Annotated in this window: 10 protein-coding genes and 1 riboswitch; of the genes, 6 read left to right on the top strand and 4 right to left on the bottom strand. The window is 62.8% G+C overall.

The genetic code is table 11. The annotated features are described in order from the left end of the window. Positions 1 to 9: 9 nt before the first annotated feature. Positions 10 to 4,917: a DUF4082 domain-containing protein gene (locus tag AR689_RS08225; protein ID WP_062068962.1), complete on the bottom strand. Its 4,908-nt coding sequence runs from the start codon at positions 4,915 to 4,917 to the stop codon at positions 10 to 12. A gap of 349 nt (positions 4,918 to 5,266) precedes the next feature. Between AR689_RS08225 and smc the strand changes: the two genes are divergently transcribed. Then, on the top strand, positions 5,267 to 8,845 hold the full coding sequence (gene smc, locus AR689_RS08230; protein ID WP_197412848.1) for a chromosome segregation protein SMC: 3,579 nt from the start codon (positions 5,267 to 5,269) through the stop codon (positions 8,843 to 8,845). Positions 8,846 to 8,865: 20 nt separating this feature from the next. Continuing rightward, positions 8,866 to 10,071 carry a signal recognition particle-docking protein FtsY gene (gene ftsY, locus AR689_RS08235; protein ID WP_062068964.1) on the top strand — a complete coding sequence of 402 codons (1,206 nt, stop codon included), beginning with the start codon at positions 8,866 to 8,868 and terminating at the stop codon, positions 10,069 to 10,071. On the opposite strand, the gene AR689_RS08240 is transcribed toward ftsY, so the two are convergent. Next, complete coding sequence (locus tag AR689_RS08240) at positions 10,064 to 11,302, bottom strand: MFS transporter (protein WP_062068966.1); 1,239 nt, start codon at positions 11,300 to 11,302, stop codon at positions 10,064 to 10,066. The two genes, ftsY and AR689_RS08240, sit on opposite strands and share 8 nt — an antisense overlap. A 276-nt stretch (positions 11,303 to 11,578) precedes the next feature. Here AR689_RS08240 and AR689_RS08245 point away from each other — a divergent pair, with 276 nt between their 5' ends. Next, on the top strand, positions 11,579 to 12,910 hold the full coding sequence (locus tag AR689_RS08245; RefSeq protein ID WP_062068969.1) for an ammonium transporter: 1,332 nt from the start codon (positions 11,579 to 11,581) through the stop codon (positions 12,908 to 12,910). Next, positions 12,907 to 13,245 (top strand): P-II family nitrogen regulator, encoded by a 339-nt coding sequence (locus tag AR689_RS08250; protein ID WP_011775128.1) that lies wholly within the window; start codon positions 12,907 to 12,909, stop codon positions 13,243 to 13,245. The genes AR689_RS08245 and AR689_RS08250 overlap by 4 nt, the downstream gene beginning before the upstream one ends. Before the next feature lie 74 nt (positions 13,246 to 13,319). Here AR689_RS08250 and AR689_RS08255 read toward each other — a convergent pair whose 3' ends face one another. Beyond that, positions 13,320 to 14,720 carry a glucose-6-phosphate dehydrogenase gene (locus AR689_RS08255; protein WP_062068971.1) on the bottom strand — a complete coding sequence of 467 codons (1,401 nt, stop codon included), beginning with the start codon at positions 14,718 to 14,720 and terminating at the stop codon, positions 13,320 to 13,322. A 168-nt stretch (positions 14,721 to 14,888) separates the two neighbouring features. Between AR689_RS08255 and ffh the strand changes: the two genes are divergently transcribed. Next, positions 14,889 to 16,469, top strand: a complete 1,581-nt coding sequence (gene ffh, locus AR689_RS08260; protein ID WP_062068973.1) for a signal recognition particle protein — start codon at positions 14,889 to 14,891, stop codon at positions 16,467 to 16,469. Positions 16,470 to 16,537: 68 nt separating this feature from the next. After that, a complete protein-coding gene (locus tag AR689_RS08265) occupies positions 16,538 to 17,260 on the top strand; it encodes an alpha/beta fold hydrolase (RefSeq protein ID WP_062068975.1) in 723 nt (240 codons plus the stop codon). Here the strand turns inward: AR689_RS08265 and thiC are convergent. After that, entirely contained in the window at positions 17,243 to 19,081 is a 1,839-nt protein-coding gene (thiC, locus tag AR689_RS08270) for a phosphomethylpyrimidine synthase ThiC (RefSeq protein WP_062068977.1), read from the bottom strand. The two genes, AR689_RS08265 and thiC, sit on opposite strands and share 18 nt — an antisense overlap. Further along, positions 19,077 to 19,184, bottom strand: a riboswitch (TPP riboswitch). Its footprint overlaps the gene before it by 5 nt. Positions 19,185 to 19,190 lie beyond the last annotated feature (6 nt).

Here is a 19,190-nt window from a genome sequence, read left to right on the forward strand (position 1 = left end):
CCAATAGCGTCAGCAAACCCTCAACAAACCGCAGAGCAATCCGCCGGACTGGGTGGGAGTCGGTGACGGACTTGGCGTGGCCGTTGCCGTAGGACTTGGTGAGGCCGTCCCTGTTGGTGTCGCGGTGGCAGTGGATGTGGCCGTTGGAGTTGCTGTGGCCGTCGACGCAGCTTGCTGCTGGGCCGGAGCTGTGGTGGAGTACACCACGTCAACAAAGTAGTTCGTGGCGTTCCAGGAGCTCGTTGGCATCACACCTCCCGAGCCATACCGGTACCGACCGTTGTTCGGGCCTGCGGCGGTGAACACCCCGCTGTTCCAGGTCTGGTTGAAGAACCCTGCCGTCGAGGAGTATCGGCCGTTCGGTGCCCTGTAGGACACCACGTAGGTTTGTCCGGTGACCAGCGGCACGGGTGTTGCCAAGGTGGCGGTTTGCCACCCTGTGGCTGTCTCGTTGGTGAAAGTCACTTGTGCAAGGCGGGTGCCGGCCGAGTTCCACAGCGAGCCCACATGTGTTCCAGTGTTTCCGGTTCCCTTGTAGAAGCGGATGCCGGTTACATTCCCGGCTTGGGACACGGTGAAGGCGGTACCCAGTTCCACTGACAGGAAGTCAGAGTTCGCGGCAACCTGTGGAACCAGCGATCCGAAGATCGTGGATAGTTGCACCGCCGGTGCCGCAGTGGTGAATTGCCAGGCCGTGGTGGGGAATGCCTGCCCTTGCTGGGACACAACGTTTGCCACGCTCACGGAAATCACGGTGCTGGCAGGCAGCGCCGCCGTGGGAGTGAACGTCACGCTCCGGCTGTCGGCGGACAGGACCGCCGTCCCCGCAACCGGGCTGCCGTTGGCCGTCAGGGTGAATGAAGCGCCCGGCCGTATGGCGGACGAGAAGGTAATGGACGGCTTGACGTCCACCGGTATGCCGGTGGCACCCGGCGCCGGAACCTGCTCGGAAATAGTCAACGGCGGTGTGGTCACCGTGAACACCAGATCCACCAGGTAGTTGGCGGTGGAGGAAGCGTTGGGGAAGTCACTGTTGTAGGCGAAGGCTCCGGAATCCGAGGCTGCACGCAGCGGACCACTCGTCAGGCCGGCACCAAATCCACCGGCAGTGTAGGAGTACTTGCCGGTAGGTGACTTGTAGGCCACCACGTACTCTGTATCGGCCTCAATGCTGACAGGCTGGCTGAAGGTGGCCGTTTGCCAGCCCGAACTGGATTCATTGGCGAACGTCACTGTAGCCAGCAGCTGCCCGGTGGTCGTGTAGAGCGAGCCGGTGTGGGTTCCGGTGTTGCCGGCCGCCTTGTAGAACCGCACCCCGGTGACTTGCCCGGCGGTGTCACTGGCAAACCGGACTCCCAGGGACAACGGCACGCCATCGTTCGCATCCGGAGTCGTGGGCGTCACTGTGTCTTGGAAGAGCGTGCACGGGCACACCCCGGGAGTCCGCGGAGGCGGAACCGTGGTGAATGTCCAGCTGCCCCCGCTTGACATCAGCTGACCGGACACTGAGGTGGCAGTGACTGTTGCCGTGTAAGAGGTCCCTGCAGCCAATGGTGCAGAAGGCGTGAACGTCACCTTGCGGGTGGTTTGATCGTAGGTGGTGGTCCCTGCGACGGCAGCTCCGCCGGTGATCTTCAGCCCCAGCGTCACGCTGGATGCCACCGCAGCCTCGGACAGTACGGCGCTGACGGCAGAACTCAGCGGGACACTGGCCGCGTTGGGGATCGGCGAGTGTGAACCGACAGTGAACGGCGGGTTGGGTACGTTGACTATGACGTCCACCAGATAGCTGGTGGTGGAGCGTGCGGAGGCGAAATCACCGCTGTAGGTGTAGGCGCCTGCATCAGAGGCAGCCCGGAGCGGGCCCACGCTCATGCCGGAACCGAACCCGTTGGTAGTGGCCGAGTAGGTGCCGGTCAGTGATTTGTAGGAAACGATGTAGTCGGTGTTCGCAGCCATTTGTACCGGTTGGCTGAACATTGCCGTTTGCCACCCGGAGGCACTTTCATTCGTGAAAGCCACGGTTGCCAGTTGCTGGCCTGTTACCGAGTAAAGGGCACCGTTGTGGGTTCCCGTGTTCCCTGCCGACTTGTAGAAGCGCATGCCCAGGACCTCACCGGCGGAGACACTGGAGAACCTCACGCCCAAGGTCAAGGGAACTCCCTCACGCAGTTCGGCAATACCGGGCGTGACGGAGTCATCAAAGAGGCTGCAAGGGCAGGCGCCCGGGACTGGCAACGTTGCTGCCGTGGTGAAGGTCCACGTCCCCCCAGCTGTGACCGGCCCACCGATCGAATCAGTGCCGGACAACGTGGCGGTGAATTGAGTACTGAAGGCGAGGGCGTTCGACGGCGTGAAGGTCGCCCGCCGCGTGGCAGCGTCGTACGCCGTGGTGCCTGCCACCGGCCCGGAAGGCGACTGCAGGGTCAACTGGACACTGGCCGCGGTGACGGGTTTGGAGAAGACTGCGCTCACCTTGGTGTTGACGGAAACGCTTGAGGATGAAGGAATCGGTGAATGGCCTGATACGGTCATCGGTGAGCTGTCCACGGTGCTGAAGAGGGCGTCGGCGAAGTAATTGCCGCCGTTGTAACTCGTCGTGGGAAAGCCTTGAGACGTGGCATAGACCCCGGCCGGCTCGGCTCCGAAACCACCGGCCACCTTCAGGGGTGCGTCGGTGGATCCGAAACTTGCCCACTGATAGTCCTTGGTGGAGTAATGGCCGTTCGGCGCCCAGTAGGACACGGTGTATTTCTGTCCGGCCGCCACAGGCACAGCTTGGGTGAAGAGTGCGGTCTGCCACCCCGATGCCGTCTCATTGGTGAAGGTCACTGTGGCCAGGCGCTCGCCGGTGGAGCTCCACAGGGACCCGGTGTGGGTTCCGGTGTTGGCTGTGCTCTTGTAGAAGCGGACGCCCGTGATGAAACCGTCTATGGAGGGCGTAAACCTCAAGCCCATCTCGTACGCTCCGCCATCACCTGAATCCTTGACCGTGGGAATGGTCTGGCCGAAGACGCTGTAGGGTCCGCTGAGGGTCAGGTTCCTGACGGTTGCTGCCCCGATGTTGGCGCTATCGTCGATGGCCCGGGCCTGGATTGTTGCCGTGGCGAGGCCCTTTTGGATGTACGTGTAGGTCCAGTTCTGAGTGCCCTGTGCCGGATGCCAGGTGGTGCCGCCATCGGTTGAAACCTCCACCCCGGCCACCACGCCGCCAACATCAGCGGCAGTTCCCGTCACGGTGACGCTGTTTCCGTGGGGTACCGTGGCGCCGTTGGCCGGAGCAGAGATGGCGGCAGTGGGCTTGGTGGTATCGGTGCTGGGCGCCGCGGCAACCAGTCCGGCAGCCCTCGTGGCCGGCTGCGCACCCATGTCGGCCAAAAGATTGACCTGCGCTTGCCTCATGCGGATATCGGCCGGCGCGCCATTGCCGTCGTGCTCCTGGTCCAGGCCCCAAGTCCATTGGACGCTGCCTGCAGAAAAGACCAAAGCACCGCTTGCTGCCCGGTAGAGAGTCACGTTGTGGGTGGTGGTTCCCGGAGCCACGGTGTTGCCGAAGTCCTGGAGATATTGTGGAACACTTCCTACCGTGGTGGACAACCTGACCAAACCCGCCGGCCGGAATCCGTTGTCCAGATCTTCGTTTGACTCGTATCCCACGGTGTGGGGAGCCAAGGCTGCGGAAGAACCAGCGGAAAGCGTCGCCAGAGACGTGTTGCGCCAGAGCCGTGTTTTCCCTTCCTGAGCGGATACTGTCACAGGTAGGTCAGAGAAATTGGACATGTACAGAGTGCCTGTCAACCCATTCTCGGGGAGCCCACCACCGTTGGCTTGCGAAGCGAAGCGAGGATCCCGCCAGGTGCCCGTCCACTGCACTGTGGGGTCAATCTTTTCGTTTGCCCACGTTTCCTTGTAGCAGGTCAGGGTACGGTTGGCTGCGCCATCCACCGCGGAGGGTTCAAACCGTGTCCTCCAGTACATTTCGTTGCCGGAGAGGAACTGGAGATTCACTCCCGCATCCCTCGCGGCCGTGACGTTGGCCCGTTGCGGTCCTGACCAATATTCGTCGTGGCCTACAGACAGGAACACTTTGTGGTTCAATAACTCGGCGCCGTTGCGGTCCGCATCGAGACCACTGATGTAGCTGACGTCGTAGCCATTCTGCTCAAGGAAACGCACCATGGGGTATTCGTTGGCGAAGTAGAAGTCACGGCCATCCGGTCCTCCTCTGGTTGCCATGGGCCGGTTGTAGCTGACCTTATAGGCGCGGCCGTTGACCCCCTGATAGAAGTCAGCGCCCCCGTAGGAGTTGTAGGCCTGCCACGTCTGGTCAGCGGTCTGGAAGACCACTGCGGAACGGTTACCATCGTTACGCACGATGAACGTGATGTGGCTTTTCTCCCCTGTATCAGGCCGCTTCAGCAGGGCGATGTAGACCCCTGAAACGGCTGTGGCCGGCACCTGCCATGTTGCGGACACTGCCCATGTGCCGCAGTCAAAAATGCCTGTGGTGGCGTCACTGCGGCAGGCTGGCTGATTCTGCCGGAGGACCGACGGCGTCACATCGGCGATTTTGCGTGCGCCCAGGCCGCCGTACCAGCCCGTGCGGTAAATCGCGATGGTGTAGCTGGGCGCGCTCGTATCCACCTTGAAGCGGATAGGTTGCCCCGCGTTCACACTGATCTCGGTAGAGAAGCCCTGGATGCTGTCATCACCGGCGCCACTGATGTCCCATTCGGAGGGCGGACTCCCGGCCTTGGAGTTCTCGCACGCCACAAGGTTCACCACAGGATCACATGGGCCCGCCGCAACTGCTGCCGGTGCTGAAAGGGGCAGCAGGGCCGCCACCATGGCAAGCACCAAAGGCACAAGGAAACCTTTGTAGGCCCGCTGCGGTTGGGTAGCTGAAGGACCGGGCATGAGAACTCCTGGAGTGGTACGCCGATTGCTAAGACGGGGCCACGCAATGAAGCGCAACCCCTGCTTGCCGCTCCCCAGCCAGGGTCAAACCAAGATCTTCAGTTGTGAAACTCAGGGTTGGCGCGGATGGGCGTTCCCAAGATCGGGACCGGACCCGGCAATGACCGAACAGAAGTTCAAGCCGACGCCGGACCACAGGAACGAATCCGCCAAGTAACCCTTGGCAGGAGTGTAGGGGTGCGGCATGCCGCCCGCAAGGGCTTCCGCTTTCAGATCCGCAGATTTCGTGCAAACCGCAGTAGATTTAGTGGATACAGACACCCGGGCCATCCAGGAGAACCGAAGCGCCTTGCACCTGAAAAGTTTGACTGTCCGAGGATTCAAGTCGTTTGCGTCGGCCACGACCTTCGACTTTGAGCCCGGCGTCACCGCCGTCGTCGGTCCCAACGGATCGGGCAAGTCCAACGTCGTGGATGCCTTGGCCTGGGTCATGGGAGAGCAGGGCGCCAAAACCCTCCGCGGCGGCAAGATGGAAGACGTCATCTTCGCAGGTACCTCGGGCAGGCCACCGCTGGGCAGGGCACATGTTGCCTTGACCATCGACAACGCAGACAACGCGCTCCCCATCGAGTACAGCGAAGTGACCATCTCCAGGACCCTGTTCCGCACGGGCGGGTCCGAATACGCCATCAACGGCGCACCCTGCAGGCTCTTGGACATCCAGGAACTCCTTTCCGATTCCGGCTTGGGCCGCGAAATGCACGTCATTGTGGGACAGGGCCAACTGGACCGCGTGCTCCATGCGACTCCCGAGGACCGGCGCGGCTTTATTGAAGAAGCGGCGGGAATTCTCAAGCACCGCCGCCGCAAGGAAAAGACTGTCCGCAAGCTCGAAGCGATGCAGGCCAACCTCGCGCGGCTCGGAGACCTCACGGCCGAGATACGGCGGCAACTGACTCCGTTGGGCAAGCAGGCGGAGATAGCCCGCCGCGCCCAAACAGTCCAGTTCGACGTCCGGGATGCCCGTGCCCGACTCCTGGCGGATGACCTCGTTCACCTGACAACCACGCTTGAAAAAGACGTTGCTGACGAGGCTGCCCTCAAAGAGCGCCGCCTCGTGGTTGAGGCAGGGCTTGGCACGGGGAGGCGACGCCAAGCTGCACTGGAGCAGCAAGCCGCCGAGGCCACGCCACGACTGAACGCCGCACGCGAGGATTGGTACCAGCTTTCAGCAACCCGGGAACGGCTCCGCTCACTCGGTTCCCTGGCTACCGAACGCAGGAGGCTTCTGGGTTCGGTGGAGGCCACACCGGATACTGGACGCGACCCCGAACACCTTGAGCGCCAGGCTGCCCGGGTTCGTGAGGAACAGGCCTCCCTTGAGCACGACATCCTCGCCAAGCAGGCGGCTCTCTTGGAGGCAACGGTCACGAAGGACTCGGCTGAGGCGCTCGCCGCTGCGGAGGACAAGCGCCTTACCGCCATGTTGCGGGCTGCCGCCGACCGGAGGGAGGGGCTGGCCAAGTTAGCGGGCCAGGTGGCCGCAGCCAGATCCCGGGCTGAAGCTGCCGAGGCCGAACGTGGTCGCCTCAGGGAATCGTTGGCTGCCGGTGATGATCGGCGTCGCACGGCGCAGAGCGAGTTCACTGCACTGGAGTCACAAGTGGCCGGCGTCGAAGACGGCGAAGAAAGCCTGGACGCCGAGTACGAGAATGCCAACGACGTCCTGGATGCAGTCAGCAGGGAAATCGAGGAGCTGAAAGCCTCTGAACGGGAAGCTGTCCGTGAGCGGGACGCCCTGGTGGCTCGACGCGATGCCCTTCAACTTGGGCTCAACCGCAAGGACGGGTCCGGAAGCTTGTTGACCGCCGAAGGCGTCCTCGGACCTTTGGCTGCTTTGGTGACCATCGAGCCGGGATACGAGGCTGCCGTGGCCGCCGCCTTGGGCAGCGCTTCGGACGCCCTGGTGGTTGCCGATACCGACAGTGCCCTGGCAGCCATCCGGCGACTGAAGGATGACGACGCCGGGCGGGCAGCACTGCTTCTTGCCGGAAGCGGCACCGCACGGGAGGGCCTCCGTGCACACCCCGCACTGCCCGCAGGTAGTCGTTGGGCAGCCGACGTTGTCAGGATTACTGATCCAGCTGCCCAAAGCGCGTTGGGGCTTTTGGCCCGTACCGCCGTCGTTGATGATGTGGAGGCTGCGGCGGCTTTCCTCGCCGAACAGCCCGACATCAGGGCCGTTACCCGCGAGGGAGACGTCCTGACTTCCCTGACAATCACGGGAGGTTCGGCCAGCGCGCCGTCGCTGCTGGAAGTTCAGGCGGCAGTGGACGACGCCGTTGCCCGGCTTCAGGAGGTCACGGCCCGTCTGGAACGTGGACGCTTCACCCTTGCTGGGGCTCAAGCGCGCCGTGCCGAGGCTCAGGATCGCGCAGACACTGCGTTGGAGCGCCTGCATGAATCCGACGCCCGCCTTGCCGCCGTAGCTGAGCGCCTGGGTCACCTCAACTCTGTCCTTCGCAGTGCCGTTGGCGAAAGCGAAAGGCTCGCTGCGTCCATGGCCAAAGCCGAAGCCAACATCGCAGAGGCCCAACTGGACCTGGAAGTCGCTGCCGAACGTCTTGCGGCGGCCCAGGAAGCTCCGGATGAGGAGCCGTCCACGGATCGGCGGGACGAACTCGCTGCCCAAGCCAGGGCTGCCAGGGCATCAGAAACCGAGGCCCGGCTCGCGCTGAGGACGTCGGAAGAGCAGTTGGGAGCCATCAGCAACAGGGCGGCATCGCTTGAACGGGCAGCGGCTACAGAACGCCGTGCCCGTGAAGAGGCCGCCCGACGCGCGCAACGCCGCCGCGCGCAGGCGCAGCGCGCGGCGGCGGTCGCGTCAGCGGTGGAACAGACGCTCAGGTTCATCGACGTTTCCGTGGAACTGGCCGGATATGATCGTGACCTCGCCGAACAGAAGCGGGAGCAGCTGGAGAAGGAACTGGCAGAGGTCCGCTCCGGCAATGACGCCTTGGCGCGGGAGCTTGCCGAACTGACAGATTCGGTGCACCGGGATGAGATGGCGCGGACACAGCAGCGGCTACGCATCGAGGCCTTGGAAGCGCGGACCATTGACGAACTGGGACTTTCAGCTGAACAGCTCCTTGCCGATTATGGCCCCGATCAACCAGTTCCGCTGCCACCTGGATCCACCACAGATAAGTGGGCTGAACTCCGGGCGCCCGTTGATGAAAACGGCGACGCCATCATTGAAGGGATTCCGTTCGTCCGGGCAGAGCAGGAGAAGAGGCTGAAGAAGGCCGAGCGCGAGCTCGCCGCTCTGGGCAAGGTGAACCCTCTTGCTTTGGAAGAGTTCGCCGCCCTGGAAGAACGGCACCAGTTCCTGAGCTCGCAGCTTGAGGACCTCAAGTCCAGCCGTAAGGACCTGTTGGACATCATCAAAGAGGTGGACAACCGTGTCCAGCAGGTTTTCACCGAGGCCTTTGCTGACACGTCAGCCCAATTCGACCACGTCTTCGCCAGGCTCTTTCCCGGCGGTGAAGGCAGGTTGGTTCTCACTGACCCTGACGACATGCTCAATACCGGGATTGAAGTGGAGGCACGGCCGGCGGGCAAGAAGATCAAGAGGCTTTCGCTGCTTTCCGGCGGGGAGCGCTCGCTCACGGCAGTGGCGCTGTTGGTGGCCATCTTCAAAGCACGTCCCTCGCCGTTCTATGTCATGGACGAAGTGGAGGCGGCGTTGGACGACACCAACCTGGGCCGGCTCATCACCATCTTCGAAGAACTGCGTGAGTCCAGCCAGTTGATTGTGATTACACACCAGAAGCGCACCATGGAAGTGGCAGATGCCCTTTACGGAGTGACGATGAGGGGCGATGGCGTCTCAACCGTCATCAGCCAGAGGCTCGGTGCCGGGGCGTAGCTTTATGAGAAGGTAGGGGAGTGAACGATTTCCTACCCATAATTCTGTCCATTCTCGCTGCGCTCGTAGTGGTCGGCGGACTCGTGCCGGTACTCATGAAAGCCCGGAAGACCGGCGCCAAATACCCCGGAACACGCGACGCGAACGATCCCGTCCAGTCATCGGCAGCAGGCGGCGGAACGCTTGTGGAGGACCGTCCGGATGCGGTGAAGGCGCCGGCTCCCACCTTCGACGGCGCTGTGCAGGACACGGATGTCCCGGATGACGCTGCCGGGCTCGAAACCATCGCCATTGACACTCCGGCGCCGGTGGAAGGCAGGCTCACCCGCCTTCGCGCCCGCTTGATCAAGTCCAACAACATCCTGGGCAAGGGTCTCCTGGCTCTGTTGTCGGGCGACAAGATCGACGAAAACGTGTGGGACGAGGTAGAAGAAACCCTCCTGCTGGCCGACCTTGGCACAGAACCCACCATGCAGTTGGTGGACGCCCTGCGTGAGCGCGTGAAGGTGCTGGGTACCCGGAGCCCGGAGGACGTCAAGGCGATGCTCCGAGAGGAACTCATCAAGCTGGTTGATCCAGGGATGGACCGTTCCTTGAACGTCGAGCGCAAAGGCGACCGTCCCGCCGTCGTGCTTGTTGTTGGGGTGAACGGCGTTGGTAAAACCACCACAGTGGGCAAGCTGGCACGGGTGCTGGTAGCTGAAGACAAGGACGTCCTGTTGGGCGCCGCTGATACTTTCCGCGCTGCTGCTGCCGAGCAGTTGGCCACGTGGGGCCAGCGCGTGGGTGTTCCCACGGTCAAGTCCGACATCGACGGCGCCGATCCCGCTTCTGTGGCCTACGAAGCCGTGAAAGCCGGCATCGACCAGGAGGTGGACGTCGTCATGGTTGACACGGCGGGACGCCTGCAAAACAAGACCGGGCTGATGGATGAACTCGGCAAGGTCAAGCGGGTCATTGAGAAGCTGGCCGAAGTGGACGAGGTCCTGCTGGTCCTGGACGCCACCACCGGACAGAACGGCCTGAACCAGGCCCGTGTTTTCGCGGAGGTAGTGAACATCACCGGCATCGTGCTGACGAAGCTGGATGGAACTGCCAAGGGCGGAATTGTTGTGGCTATCCAGAAGTCGCTGGGTGTCCCCGTGAAGCTTATTGGCTTGGGTGAAGGCCCGGACGACCTCGCACCGTTCGACGCAGAAAGCTTCGTGGACGCACTGCTCAACTAGCGTTGTGGCCGGCGGGGGAGTGCTTCGAAGGCTCCCGCGCCGGCAGCCAGGCTAAGGCGGTGAGGAGGAGCACGCCTCCGGTGATGCCGAACGCCCAGCCGTAGCCGAGGCGGTCGGCCAGCAGCCCGGCCACGATCGGACCAACGATCGCCCCGGTATCAGCCGCCATTTGGAAGATCGCCAGTACCTTCCCTCCCGAGCGGCCGCGGCCGATGACGTCGGCGACGGCGGCCTGCTGCGCCGGGCCCAGCAATCCAGAGCCGAAACCCGCCACCGCGGAAGCGATGAGGAATCCTGTCAGATCAGTGCTGAGCCCGATGACGCCGGTGGCCGTGCCCGTGATGACCAAACCGGGGATCAGCAGTGGCTTACGTCCCCACGCGTCGGCGAGCCGCCCGCTGAACGTCAGGGCAAGGGCGTTGCCCACGGCAAAGATGGCCAGCGCCCATGCTGCGGTCTCGGGCGCTGACTGCAGGACAGCAACGGCGAACAGCGGGATGGTGGCCATCCGGACGCCGAACGTCACCCAGCCGTTGCCGAAGCTTGAGAAGATGGCGGCGCGGTAGGCAGAGTCAGCTAAGGCTTCCTTGAGGGTCATGGCCGGGGCAGGTGCGGTCTCTCGTGCTTCATTTCCTTCACCGCTGAGCATGGTGCGCACCACCAAGGCGGCCACCAACAACGCTCCTGCGTAGGCAAGGAAGGGTACCCGGAGGCCGAAGCCCGCCAGCAAACCACCCACTACCGGACCCAGAACACTTCCTATCAGGAATGCCGAGGCGTAGGCACCGGACACGCGACCCCTGCGCTCGGGCGGCGCCAGACGGATCAACAGTCCCATAGCGGCAACTGTAAACATCACCGAGCCGGCTCCACCGAGACCACGGAAGATCAGTAGCTGCCAATAGTCCTGCGCGAAGGCGCATGCCGCGGTGGAGACTGCAACGATCAGCAAGCCGGTGACGTAGACGTTCCGCTCGCCGAACCGTCCGATCAAGGCGCCGCCTGCAGGTGCGAAGACCAACCGCATGAACGCGAAGATACTCACAATGACGGCGGCAGCAGTGGCGCCGACGTCGAAGGTGGTGGCGAACTGCGGCAGGACCGGGGCCACCAGGCCAAAGCCCAACGCGATCAGGAACGCCGCAGCCAACATCACCTTGATATCGCGCGGAAGGGGAGTCTTCTCCGGCCTGATCCTTGGGGCTTTGACGGATCTGGGCGACTCGGTCATACGGTGCTGGTCCTTCAGGTGAGATTCTGGGTGATACTTCGGGGGCTATAGAGGTGCATGTGGTCCAAAACCGGGTATTTCCGGTGAAGTCCGACGCCTGAAACATATCCGTAACACCGGGGATATGCACCATTTACGTTGGGGAGGTTGTTGTAACGAGCCCGCAATGTAAAACCTGCGCAGGTGAAACACGGCGGCACAAAACTCTTAAGCAGGACGCAAACGGCGTCAGGACAGCGGTTGAACCGCAGATCTAGCAAGAGAGGAACGTGCACCATGGAACTTACCGCAGGTCACGTATGGGTCATGGTGGCGGCGGCGCTTGTGCTGTTCATGACACCTGGTCTGGCATTTTTCTACGGCGGCATGACACGCGCCAAAGCAGCCCTGAACATGATGATGATGAGCTTCATCTCCATCGGCATCGTCGGGGTTGTCTGGGTGCTGTGGGGCGCTTCGATGAGCTCGGGCGAAGGCTTCATGCAGGTTGTGGGTAACCCGTTCGCTGCCTTCGGTCTGGCCGGAGTGGAGACCACCCCGGACGCGATGATCAAGATTGGCTACGCAGCAACCTTCGCCATCATCACCGTTGCCCTCATCAGCGGCGCCATCGCCGACCGCGCCAAGTTCGGCGCCTGGAGCATCTTTGTTCCGGTCTGGGTAACCCTGGTCTACTGCCCGCTGGCCTACATGGTCTGGGGTGGTGGCTTGTTCGGCCCCGAAGGCGCAATCGGCAAGGCTCTTGGCCCGGCCATCGACTTCGCGGGTGGCACCGTGGTGCACATCAACGCCGGTGTGGCGGCACTCGTCCTGGTTCTCATCATTGGAAACCGCCGTGGCTTCGGCAAGGACCCGAACCACCGCCCGCACAACATCCCCTTCGTAATGCTCGGCGCTGCAATTCTCTGGTTCGGCTGGTTTGGTTTCAACGGTGGCGCAGCTACCACCGCTGAGCAGGCGGGCTTGATCTGGATCAACACTTTGGCAGCCCCTGCGGCAGCCATGATCGGCTGGCTCATCACCGAACGCATTCGTGATGGCCACCCGACGTCGCTCGGTGCAGCATCCGGTGTTGTAGCCGGTCTGGTTGCCATCACCCCGGCCTGCGCAAACGTGGACCCCATTGGTGCCCTCGGCCTGGGTGTAGTCGCCGGTGTTGCCTCGGCCTTGGCGGTCGGCCTGAAGTTCCGTTGGGGCTTCGATGACTCCTTGGATGTTGTAGGCGTCCACCTCGTTTCCGGCATCATCGGCACCGTGGCCCTTGGCTTCATTGCCAAGTCCACTGACGGAGTGGGTGGCGGTCTCTTCTACGGCGGCGGCATGGCCCAGATGTGGGCACAGCTCGCAGCAGCCGGTATAGCGATTGCTTTCTCGGCAGTCATGACGGCCATCATTGCCTTCGCCATCCACAAGACCATGGGCTTCAGGGTCTCCACGGAGCAGGAGAACGTTGGCGTGGACCTCAGCCTCCACGCTGAGACGGCCTACGAGTTCGGAGTCAACGGCCACGGTGGCAGCTTCCAGCCACTGCACAATGCCGTGACAGGAAAGTCCGACCCCGCTGCAACCAAGACGCCCGCTGAAGGCAAGGAGAGTGTCCAGGCATGAAGCTCATCACAGCGATCGTCCGTCCCGAAAAGCTTGAAGCAGTCCGGGAAGGCCTCGAGTCATACGGGGTCCAGGGTCTGACGGTCAGCGCGGCCAGCGGCTACGGCCGCCAGCGCGGCTACACCGAGGTGTACCGGGGTGCCGAGTACAACGTGGATCTTCTGCCGAAGATCCGGATCGAGGTCCTCGCCACGGACGAGCAGGCAGACGACATCCTGGATGTCCTGATCGCCAGCTCAAACACAGGCCGCGCCGGTGACGGCAAGGTGTGGACCGTGGATGTCTATGAAGCAGTAAGGGTCAGGACCGGGGAGCGCGGCGCGGCCGCAATCTAAGTCCCATGATCAACAAGAAGCGGGCCGGGTACCACTGAAAGGTACCCGGCCCGCTTGCGCTGTTTACTCTGGCTTTAGTCCACGACGTCGGTGGGCCAGCCCGCCGGGCCCGCGCTGCCGGCGTCGTACTCTTCCAGCGGGACGTCGCCAGATTCCCAAGCCCGGAGGACGGGCTCAATGATCCGCCAGCAGTCCTCGGCGGTATCACCCCGAACTGACAACAACGGATCGCCGTTGAGGATGCCTTCCAGCACTTCACCGTACGGAAGCATTCCTGCAGCGTTGAGCTGGGCCACCAAGCTTGCGCGGTCCAGCGTGAAGATGTCGCCGGGGCCGTTCACATCGACGTCGAGTTGGAGTACATCCGGACCGAAGCCGATCCGCAGCTGGTTGGGAGAGTCCACGCCGGAGAATCCCTTGGGCAGGTGGGGGACAGGGCGGAAGGTGATCACGGCTTCCTTGCGCCGGTGTCCCAGGGCCTTGCCGGAGCGAAGGATAAACGGGACACCCTTCCACCGCCAGTTGTCGATTTCCACCCGGACTTCGGCCAGGGTTTCGGTGCTGCGGGAAGCGTCCACGCCTTCTTCGGCAGCGTAATCCGGCACCGTCCGTTCCCCCAGCGTTCCCGCGGTGTATCGGGCGCGGCGTGTGGAGCCGCTGTACGGGGCTTTGATGCTGCTGGCCCGCAGGACCGTAGCCACGGCATCACGCAGGTCCCGTTCTTCGATGGTGGCCGGGGCGTCGATGGCCAGGAATGCCATGATGTGCAGGAGATGGCTCTGGATCATGTCGCGAAGGGCGCCGGCAGTGTCGTAGTACCGGGCCCGGCCCTCAAGGGCCAGGTCCTCATCAAAGATGACCTCTACCTTCTCGATGTGGTCCCGGTTCCACACGGGCTCCAGGAACCTGTTGGCGAAACGAAGGCCTAGGATGTTCAGTACTGTCGCTTTGCCCAGGAAGTGGTCCACGCGGTGGATGTGGTCTTCGGGGACCAGCGCGGCAAGAGTCTTGTTGAGCTGGTGCGCAGACTCCGTTCCGGAGCCGAACGGTTTTTCCATCACCAATCGCGTTCCCGGGAGCAGCTGATCCGGGTGGAGAACCTCGCAGGCCTTCTGGCTGACGTGGGGCGGCAAGGCGAAGTAGATGGCCACCGGCCCTTCCAGTTGGGCCAAAAGCCCGGCCAGCGGTCCGTCTGCGGTGACGTCCACCTGATGGTATTCGGTGGATTCGGCGACGGCAGCCAGCGCAGCGCGGCCTTCGGTGTCGGCCGCGCTTGACGCCGCAGCGAAGGCACCGGTGACCCGTTCCTGCCACTGGTCAGGGGACCACGGGTCAGAGCCCGCCCCCACCAAACGAAGTCCGGGCGCCCGGCCGGAAGCCAGTAGGCCGGCCAGGCCCGGCAGGAGCAGCCTGCCTGTGAGGTCCCCGGACGCGCCGAGGATGAGCAACGTTTTTACAGTTGTTTTGCTGGTCACTGTGCCAGCATGCCATCTTGCAGGTGCGACTTGGTACCCTAGATAGTCGAGTCCCGTAGTCGAAACAGATTTGTTGGCTGAGAGCTATTTGCCGGGGCAAGAATGATCAGGACTATGGCGTGCCGCATTGGCCGCCATTCGTAGACCATCGAAAGAAGTGCACGGCGCGTGTTCAATTCACTCTCTGACCGGTTGACAGCAACCTTCAAGAACCTTCGTGGCAAAGGCCGCCTCACCGAGGCTGATGTTGATGCCACCGTTCGGGAGATTCGCCGTGCCTTGTTGGATGCGGACGTTGCAGTATCCGTGGTCCGCGAGTTCACCGGCCGTATCCGTGAACGTGCCTTGGGCGCCGAAGTCTCGGGAGCCCTGAACCCGAGCCAGCAGATCGTGAAGATCGTCAACGAGGAACTCAAGGAGATCCTTGGTGGCGAAACCCGCCGCATCCGTTTGGCCAAGACCGGTCCCACCATCATCATGCTCGCCGGCCTCCAGGGTGCCGGTAAGACCACCCTGGCCGGCAAGCTGTCCAAGTGGCTCAAGTCCCAGGGACACAGCCCCCTGCTGGTGGCCTGTGATCTTCAGCGCCCCAATGCAGTGACCCAGCTGCAGGTTGTGGGGCAGCGTGCCGGCGTCCCCGTGTTCGCTCCGCACCCCGGTGCTACGTCCGAGCTCGAGCACCCTGCCGGCGATCCCGTGGCCGTCGCCAAGGCCGGTGTCGAGGAAGCACGTCAGAAGCTGCACGACGTCGTGATTGTTGACACCGCCGGCCGCCTTGGCGTCGACGCCGAGATGATGGATCAGGCCCGCCGCATCCGTCAGGCGATCATCCCCAACGAAGTCCTCTTCGTCATTGACTCCATGATCGGCCAGGACGCTGTCAACACGGCGATGGCATTCGATGAGGGCGTCAACTTCACCGGAATCGTGCTGTCCAAGCTCGACGGCGATGCCCGCGGCGGTGCCGCACTTTCGGTCGCGTCCGTGACTGGCAAGCCGGTGATGTTTGCTTCCACGGGTGAAGGACTGGATGACTTCGAGCTCTTCCACCCGGACCGCATGGCTTCCCGCATCCTGGACATGGGTGACGTCCTCACACTGATCGAGCAGGCCGAGAGGTCGTGGGACAAGGATGAAGCTGCCCGGATGGCGAAGAAGTTCGCTGACCAGGAAGACTTCACCCTGGACGACTTCCTCGCCCAGATGCAGCAGATCCGCAACATGGGCTCCATGAAGAAGATGCTCATGATGATGCCGGGTGCGCAGAACATCCGCCAGCAGCTTGAGAACTTCGACGAAAAAGAGATCGACCGCGTTGAGGCAATCGTCCGCTCCATGACCCCGCACGAGCGGGTGGCTCCGAAAATCATCAACGGTTCCCGCCGTGCCCGTATCGCCAAGGGCTCCGGTGTGCACGTCTCTGAGGTCAACGGCCTGCTGGAGCGGTTCGCTCAGGCCCAGAAGATGATGAAGAAGCTGGCCCAGGGCGGCGGCATGCCGGGCATGCCCGGGATGCCTGGCCTCGGAGGCCCCGGCGGCGGACGCAAGAACGGGAAGAACGCCCCGAAGAAGAAGGCTCGCTCTGGCAACCCTGCCAAGGCAGCCCAGGAGCTGCGTGACGCTGAGGCCAAGCGGGCCAACGCGGCCTCGGCAGCACCCACGGGCGCGGCTTTTGGTCAGGGTGCAGCGGACTTCGACCCGTCATCGCTCAATCTTCCCAAGGGCTTTGACAAGTTCCTCGGAAAGTAGATAGTGCGTCCTAAGGAGCCGGGCCCCCGGCTCCTTAGGATGTTAGAGCCGTGGAATAGGCTGAATCAATGCATAAGCAGCGCGTAGTTTTCGTCCACGGCCTGGGCAGTTTCGGTGCTGCGGCGTGGCCGAAACAACATGGCATGGCCCTCGCTTATGACGCCCTCTTCCTTCGGCGGCACGGCTTTGACGCCGTCGCCGAACCCACGGAATCCAATGTGGCGGCGGACGTTGCCATTGTGATCAATGCCTTGATTGATTCCGGTGGAGGCCACATTGTGGCACACGAACAAGGCGCCATCTCCGCCATGCTGGCAGCAATCGAACACCCCGATCTGGTGCATTCGCTCACTTTGGTGGAGCCCGCATGTTTGTCCCTGACGGCTGAGCTTCCGGCTACGGGTTCCCACCGGGCACTCATGGAACCGCTGTTCGACGCCCGCACCCAACTCAACGACGCCGATTACCAGCGTGAATATTTCCGCCGGGCTTTCTCTGCTGAAACGGGTGGGCTGGACACTGCAGAAGCCCGGCGTTCCGCCCGCAGGCTCAGGCTCCAGGCACCGCCATGGGAGGCGCCGCTCCAGATCGTTCCAGGGGTCCCCACCCTGGTCCTCACCGGCGGGTGGGAACCCCTCTACGAGGAAATTGCAGGCTACCTCCAGGAAACCGGTGCCCTCCGCCGCGTGGCAGCGGGCGGACACCGGCCCCAGGATTCCGTTGACGGCGATCAGGCTATCCGCTCGTTCATCGCCGATGTTGGCCGGGCGAGGTCAGCTCAGGCTTCCTGAGCTCCTGCCGTGGTTCGCGGGGACCTGAAGCTCCGGCAGGTACACCTTTCCCCCGGAAGCCAAAAACTCCTCGCTCTTCTCGCGCATCCCGTGATACAGGCCTGCGATTGCAGCCTGGGATTCTGCGGAACCGTATTCGTCGCGGATGTCCTGGCTGATGCGCATCGAACAGAACTTAGGTCCGCACATGGAACAGAAATGGGCGGTTTTGGCGGGTTCTGCAGGCAGTGTCTCGTCGTGGAACGCTTCGGCGGTGACAGGGTCCAAGGACAAAGCGAACTGGTCCCTCCAGCGGAATTCGAACCTCGCCTTGGACAGCGCATCATCACGTTCATGTGCTCCCGGATGTCCCTTGGCGAGGTCAGCCGCGTGCGCCGCGATTTTGTACGTGATGACGCCAGTCTTGACGTCGTCCTTGTTGGGAAGCCCCAAGTGCTCCTTCGGGGTCACGTAGCAGAGCATTGCGGTGCCGTAGCGTGCAATTTCCGTGGCGCCGATGGCCGAGGTGATGTGGTCATAGCCGGGGGCTATGTCGGTAACCAGTGGACCCAAGGTGTAGAACGGCGCACCTTTGCACAGTTCCTGCTGGCGCTCAACATTCTCCCGCACCAGATGGAAGGGAATGTGGCCGGGGCCTTCCACCATGACCTGGACGTCGAACTCCCACGCCCGCTGTGTCAGCTCCGCGAGCGTATCCAACTCGGCGAACTGCGCGGCGTCGTTGGCGTCCGCAATGGATCCAGGACGCAGCCCGTCTCCCAGGGAAAACGCGACATCGTACTGGGCAAAGATTTCGCACAGCTCGTCAAAGTGCGTGTAGAGGAAGTTCTCCTGGTGGTGAGCAAGGCACCAGCCGGCCATGATGGAACCGCCGCGGGATACGATGCCGGTGACCCGGTTGGCGGTCAATGGCACGTACCTGAGCAGAACGCCCGCATGGATGGTCATGTAGTCCACGCCCTGCTCGCATTGCTCGATCACGGTGTCGCGGAAGATCTCCCACGTCAGCTGGTTGGCCTCGCCGTTCACCTTCTCCAGCGCCTGGTAAATGGGGACTGTTCCGATGGGAACGGGCGAGTTGCGGATGATCCATTCACGCGTGGTGTGGATGTCGTCTCCTGTGGAAAGATCCATCACCGTGTCAGCACCCCACTGCGCCGCCCACTGCAGTTTGTCCACTTCCTCGGCTATGGAACTGGTGACTGCCGAGTTGCCGATGTTGGCGTTGATCTTGACCAAGAATGCTTTGCCGATGATCATCGGCTCGGATTCGGGGTGGTTAATGTTGTTGGGGATAATCGCCCTTCCCGCGGCGACTTCGCTGCGGACGAGCTCAACATCGCAGTTCTCCCGCAATGCGACGAAGTGCATTTCCGGAGTGACGACGCCTTGTTTCGCGTAGTGCATCTGCGTGACGGTCTTACCGTCGACGGCGCGGCGCGGCACCGGCTGCGCGCCTTTCCACTCCGCTGAAGCTGCTCCCCGCCGAACTGCGGATTTACCGTCATCGAGCAGGTTCCGTTCGCGCCCCGAATACGCTTCAGTGTCTGCCCGGGCTTCAATCCATGGGGTACGGAAAGGCTCCAGACCTACCACGGGGTCACTGCCTGGGCCCGCTGTCCGGTAAACATGTAGAGGCGGGTTGGCCAGGCCGTTGGGGGAGGGTTCCAAGGCGATCTCCGTAACGGGAACCCGAATGCCATGGCGGGGATCTTCCAACCAGGCCAGCGAGTGGGACTTCAACGACTGCGTGATGGCCTCATTTTGGCCCGCGTTCGTCCCGTTTTGGGCAGGGCTGTGCTGTGTTTCTGTGGTGCTCAAGGGAATACTCACTTCCTTCGCCGGCATTACCCGGACAGGTTCAACGGTCGCAGACTGCGTCAGTCCGATCTCAGCCCCTGCAGGGGCCCCCGTGTGGTCGTAGACGAAG

This window comes from Arthrobacter sp. EpRS71 (assembly GCF_001512285.1).
Lineage (GTDB): Bacteria > Actinomycetota > Actinomycetes > Actinomycetales > Micrococcaceae > Arthrobacter.

Excerpts from the sequence above, each read along its gene's own strand:
- AR689_RS08225 (WP_062068962.1), bottom strand. The coding sequence starts at position 4,917 with ATGCCCGGTCCTTCAGCTACCCAACCGCAGCGGGCCTACAAAGGTTTC.
- AR689_RS08240 (WP_062068966.1), bottom strand. The coding sequence starts at position 11,302 with ATGACCGAGTCGCCCAGATCCGTCAAAGCCCCAAGGATCAGGCCGGAG.
- AR689_RS08265 (WP_062068975.1), top strand. The coding sequence starts at position 16,538 with ATGCATAAGCAGCGCGTAGTTTTCGTCCACGGCCTGGGCAGTTTCGGT.
- AR689_RS08250 (WP_011775128.1), top strand. The coding sequence starts at position 12,907 with ATGAAGCTCATCACAGCGATCGTCCGTCCCGAAAAGCTTGAAGCAGTC.
- AR689_RS08245 (WP_062068969.1), top strand. The coding sequence starts at position 11,579 with ATGGAACTTACCGCAGGTCACGTATGGGTCATGGTGGCGGCGGCGCTT.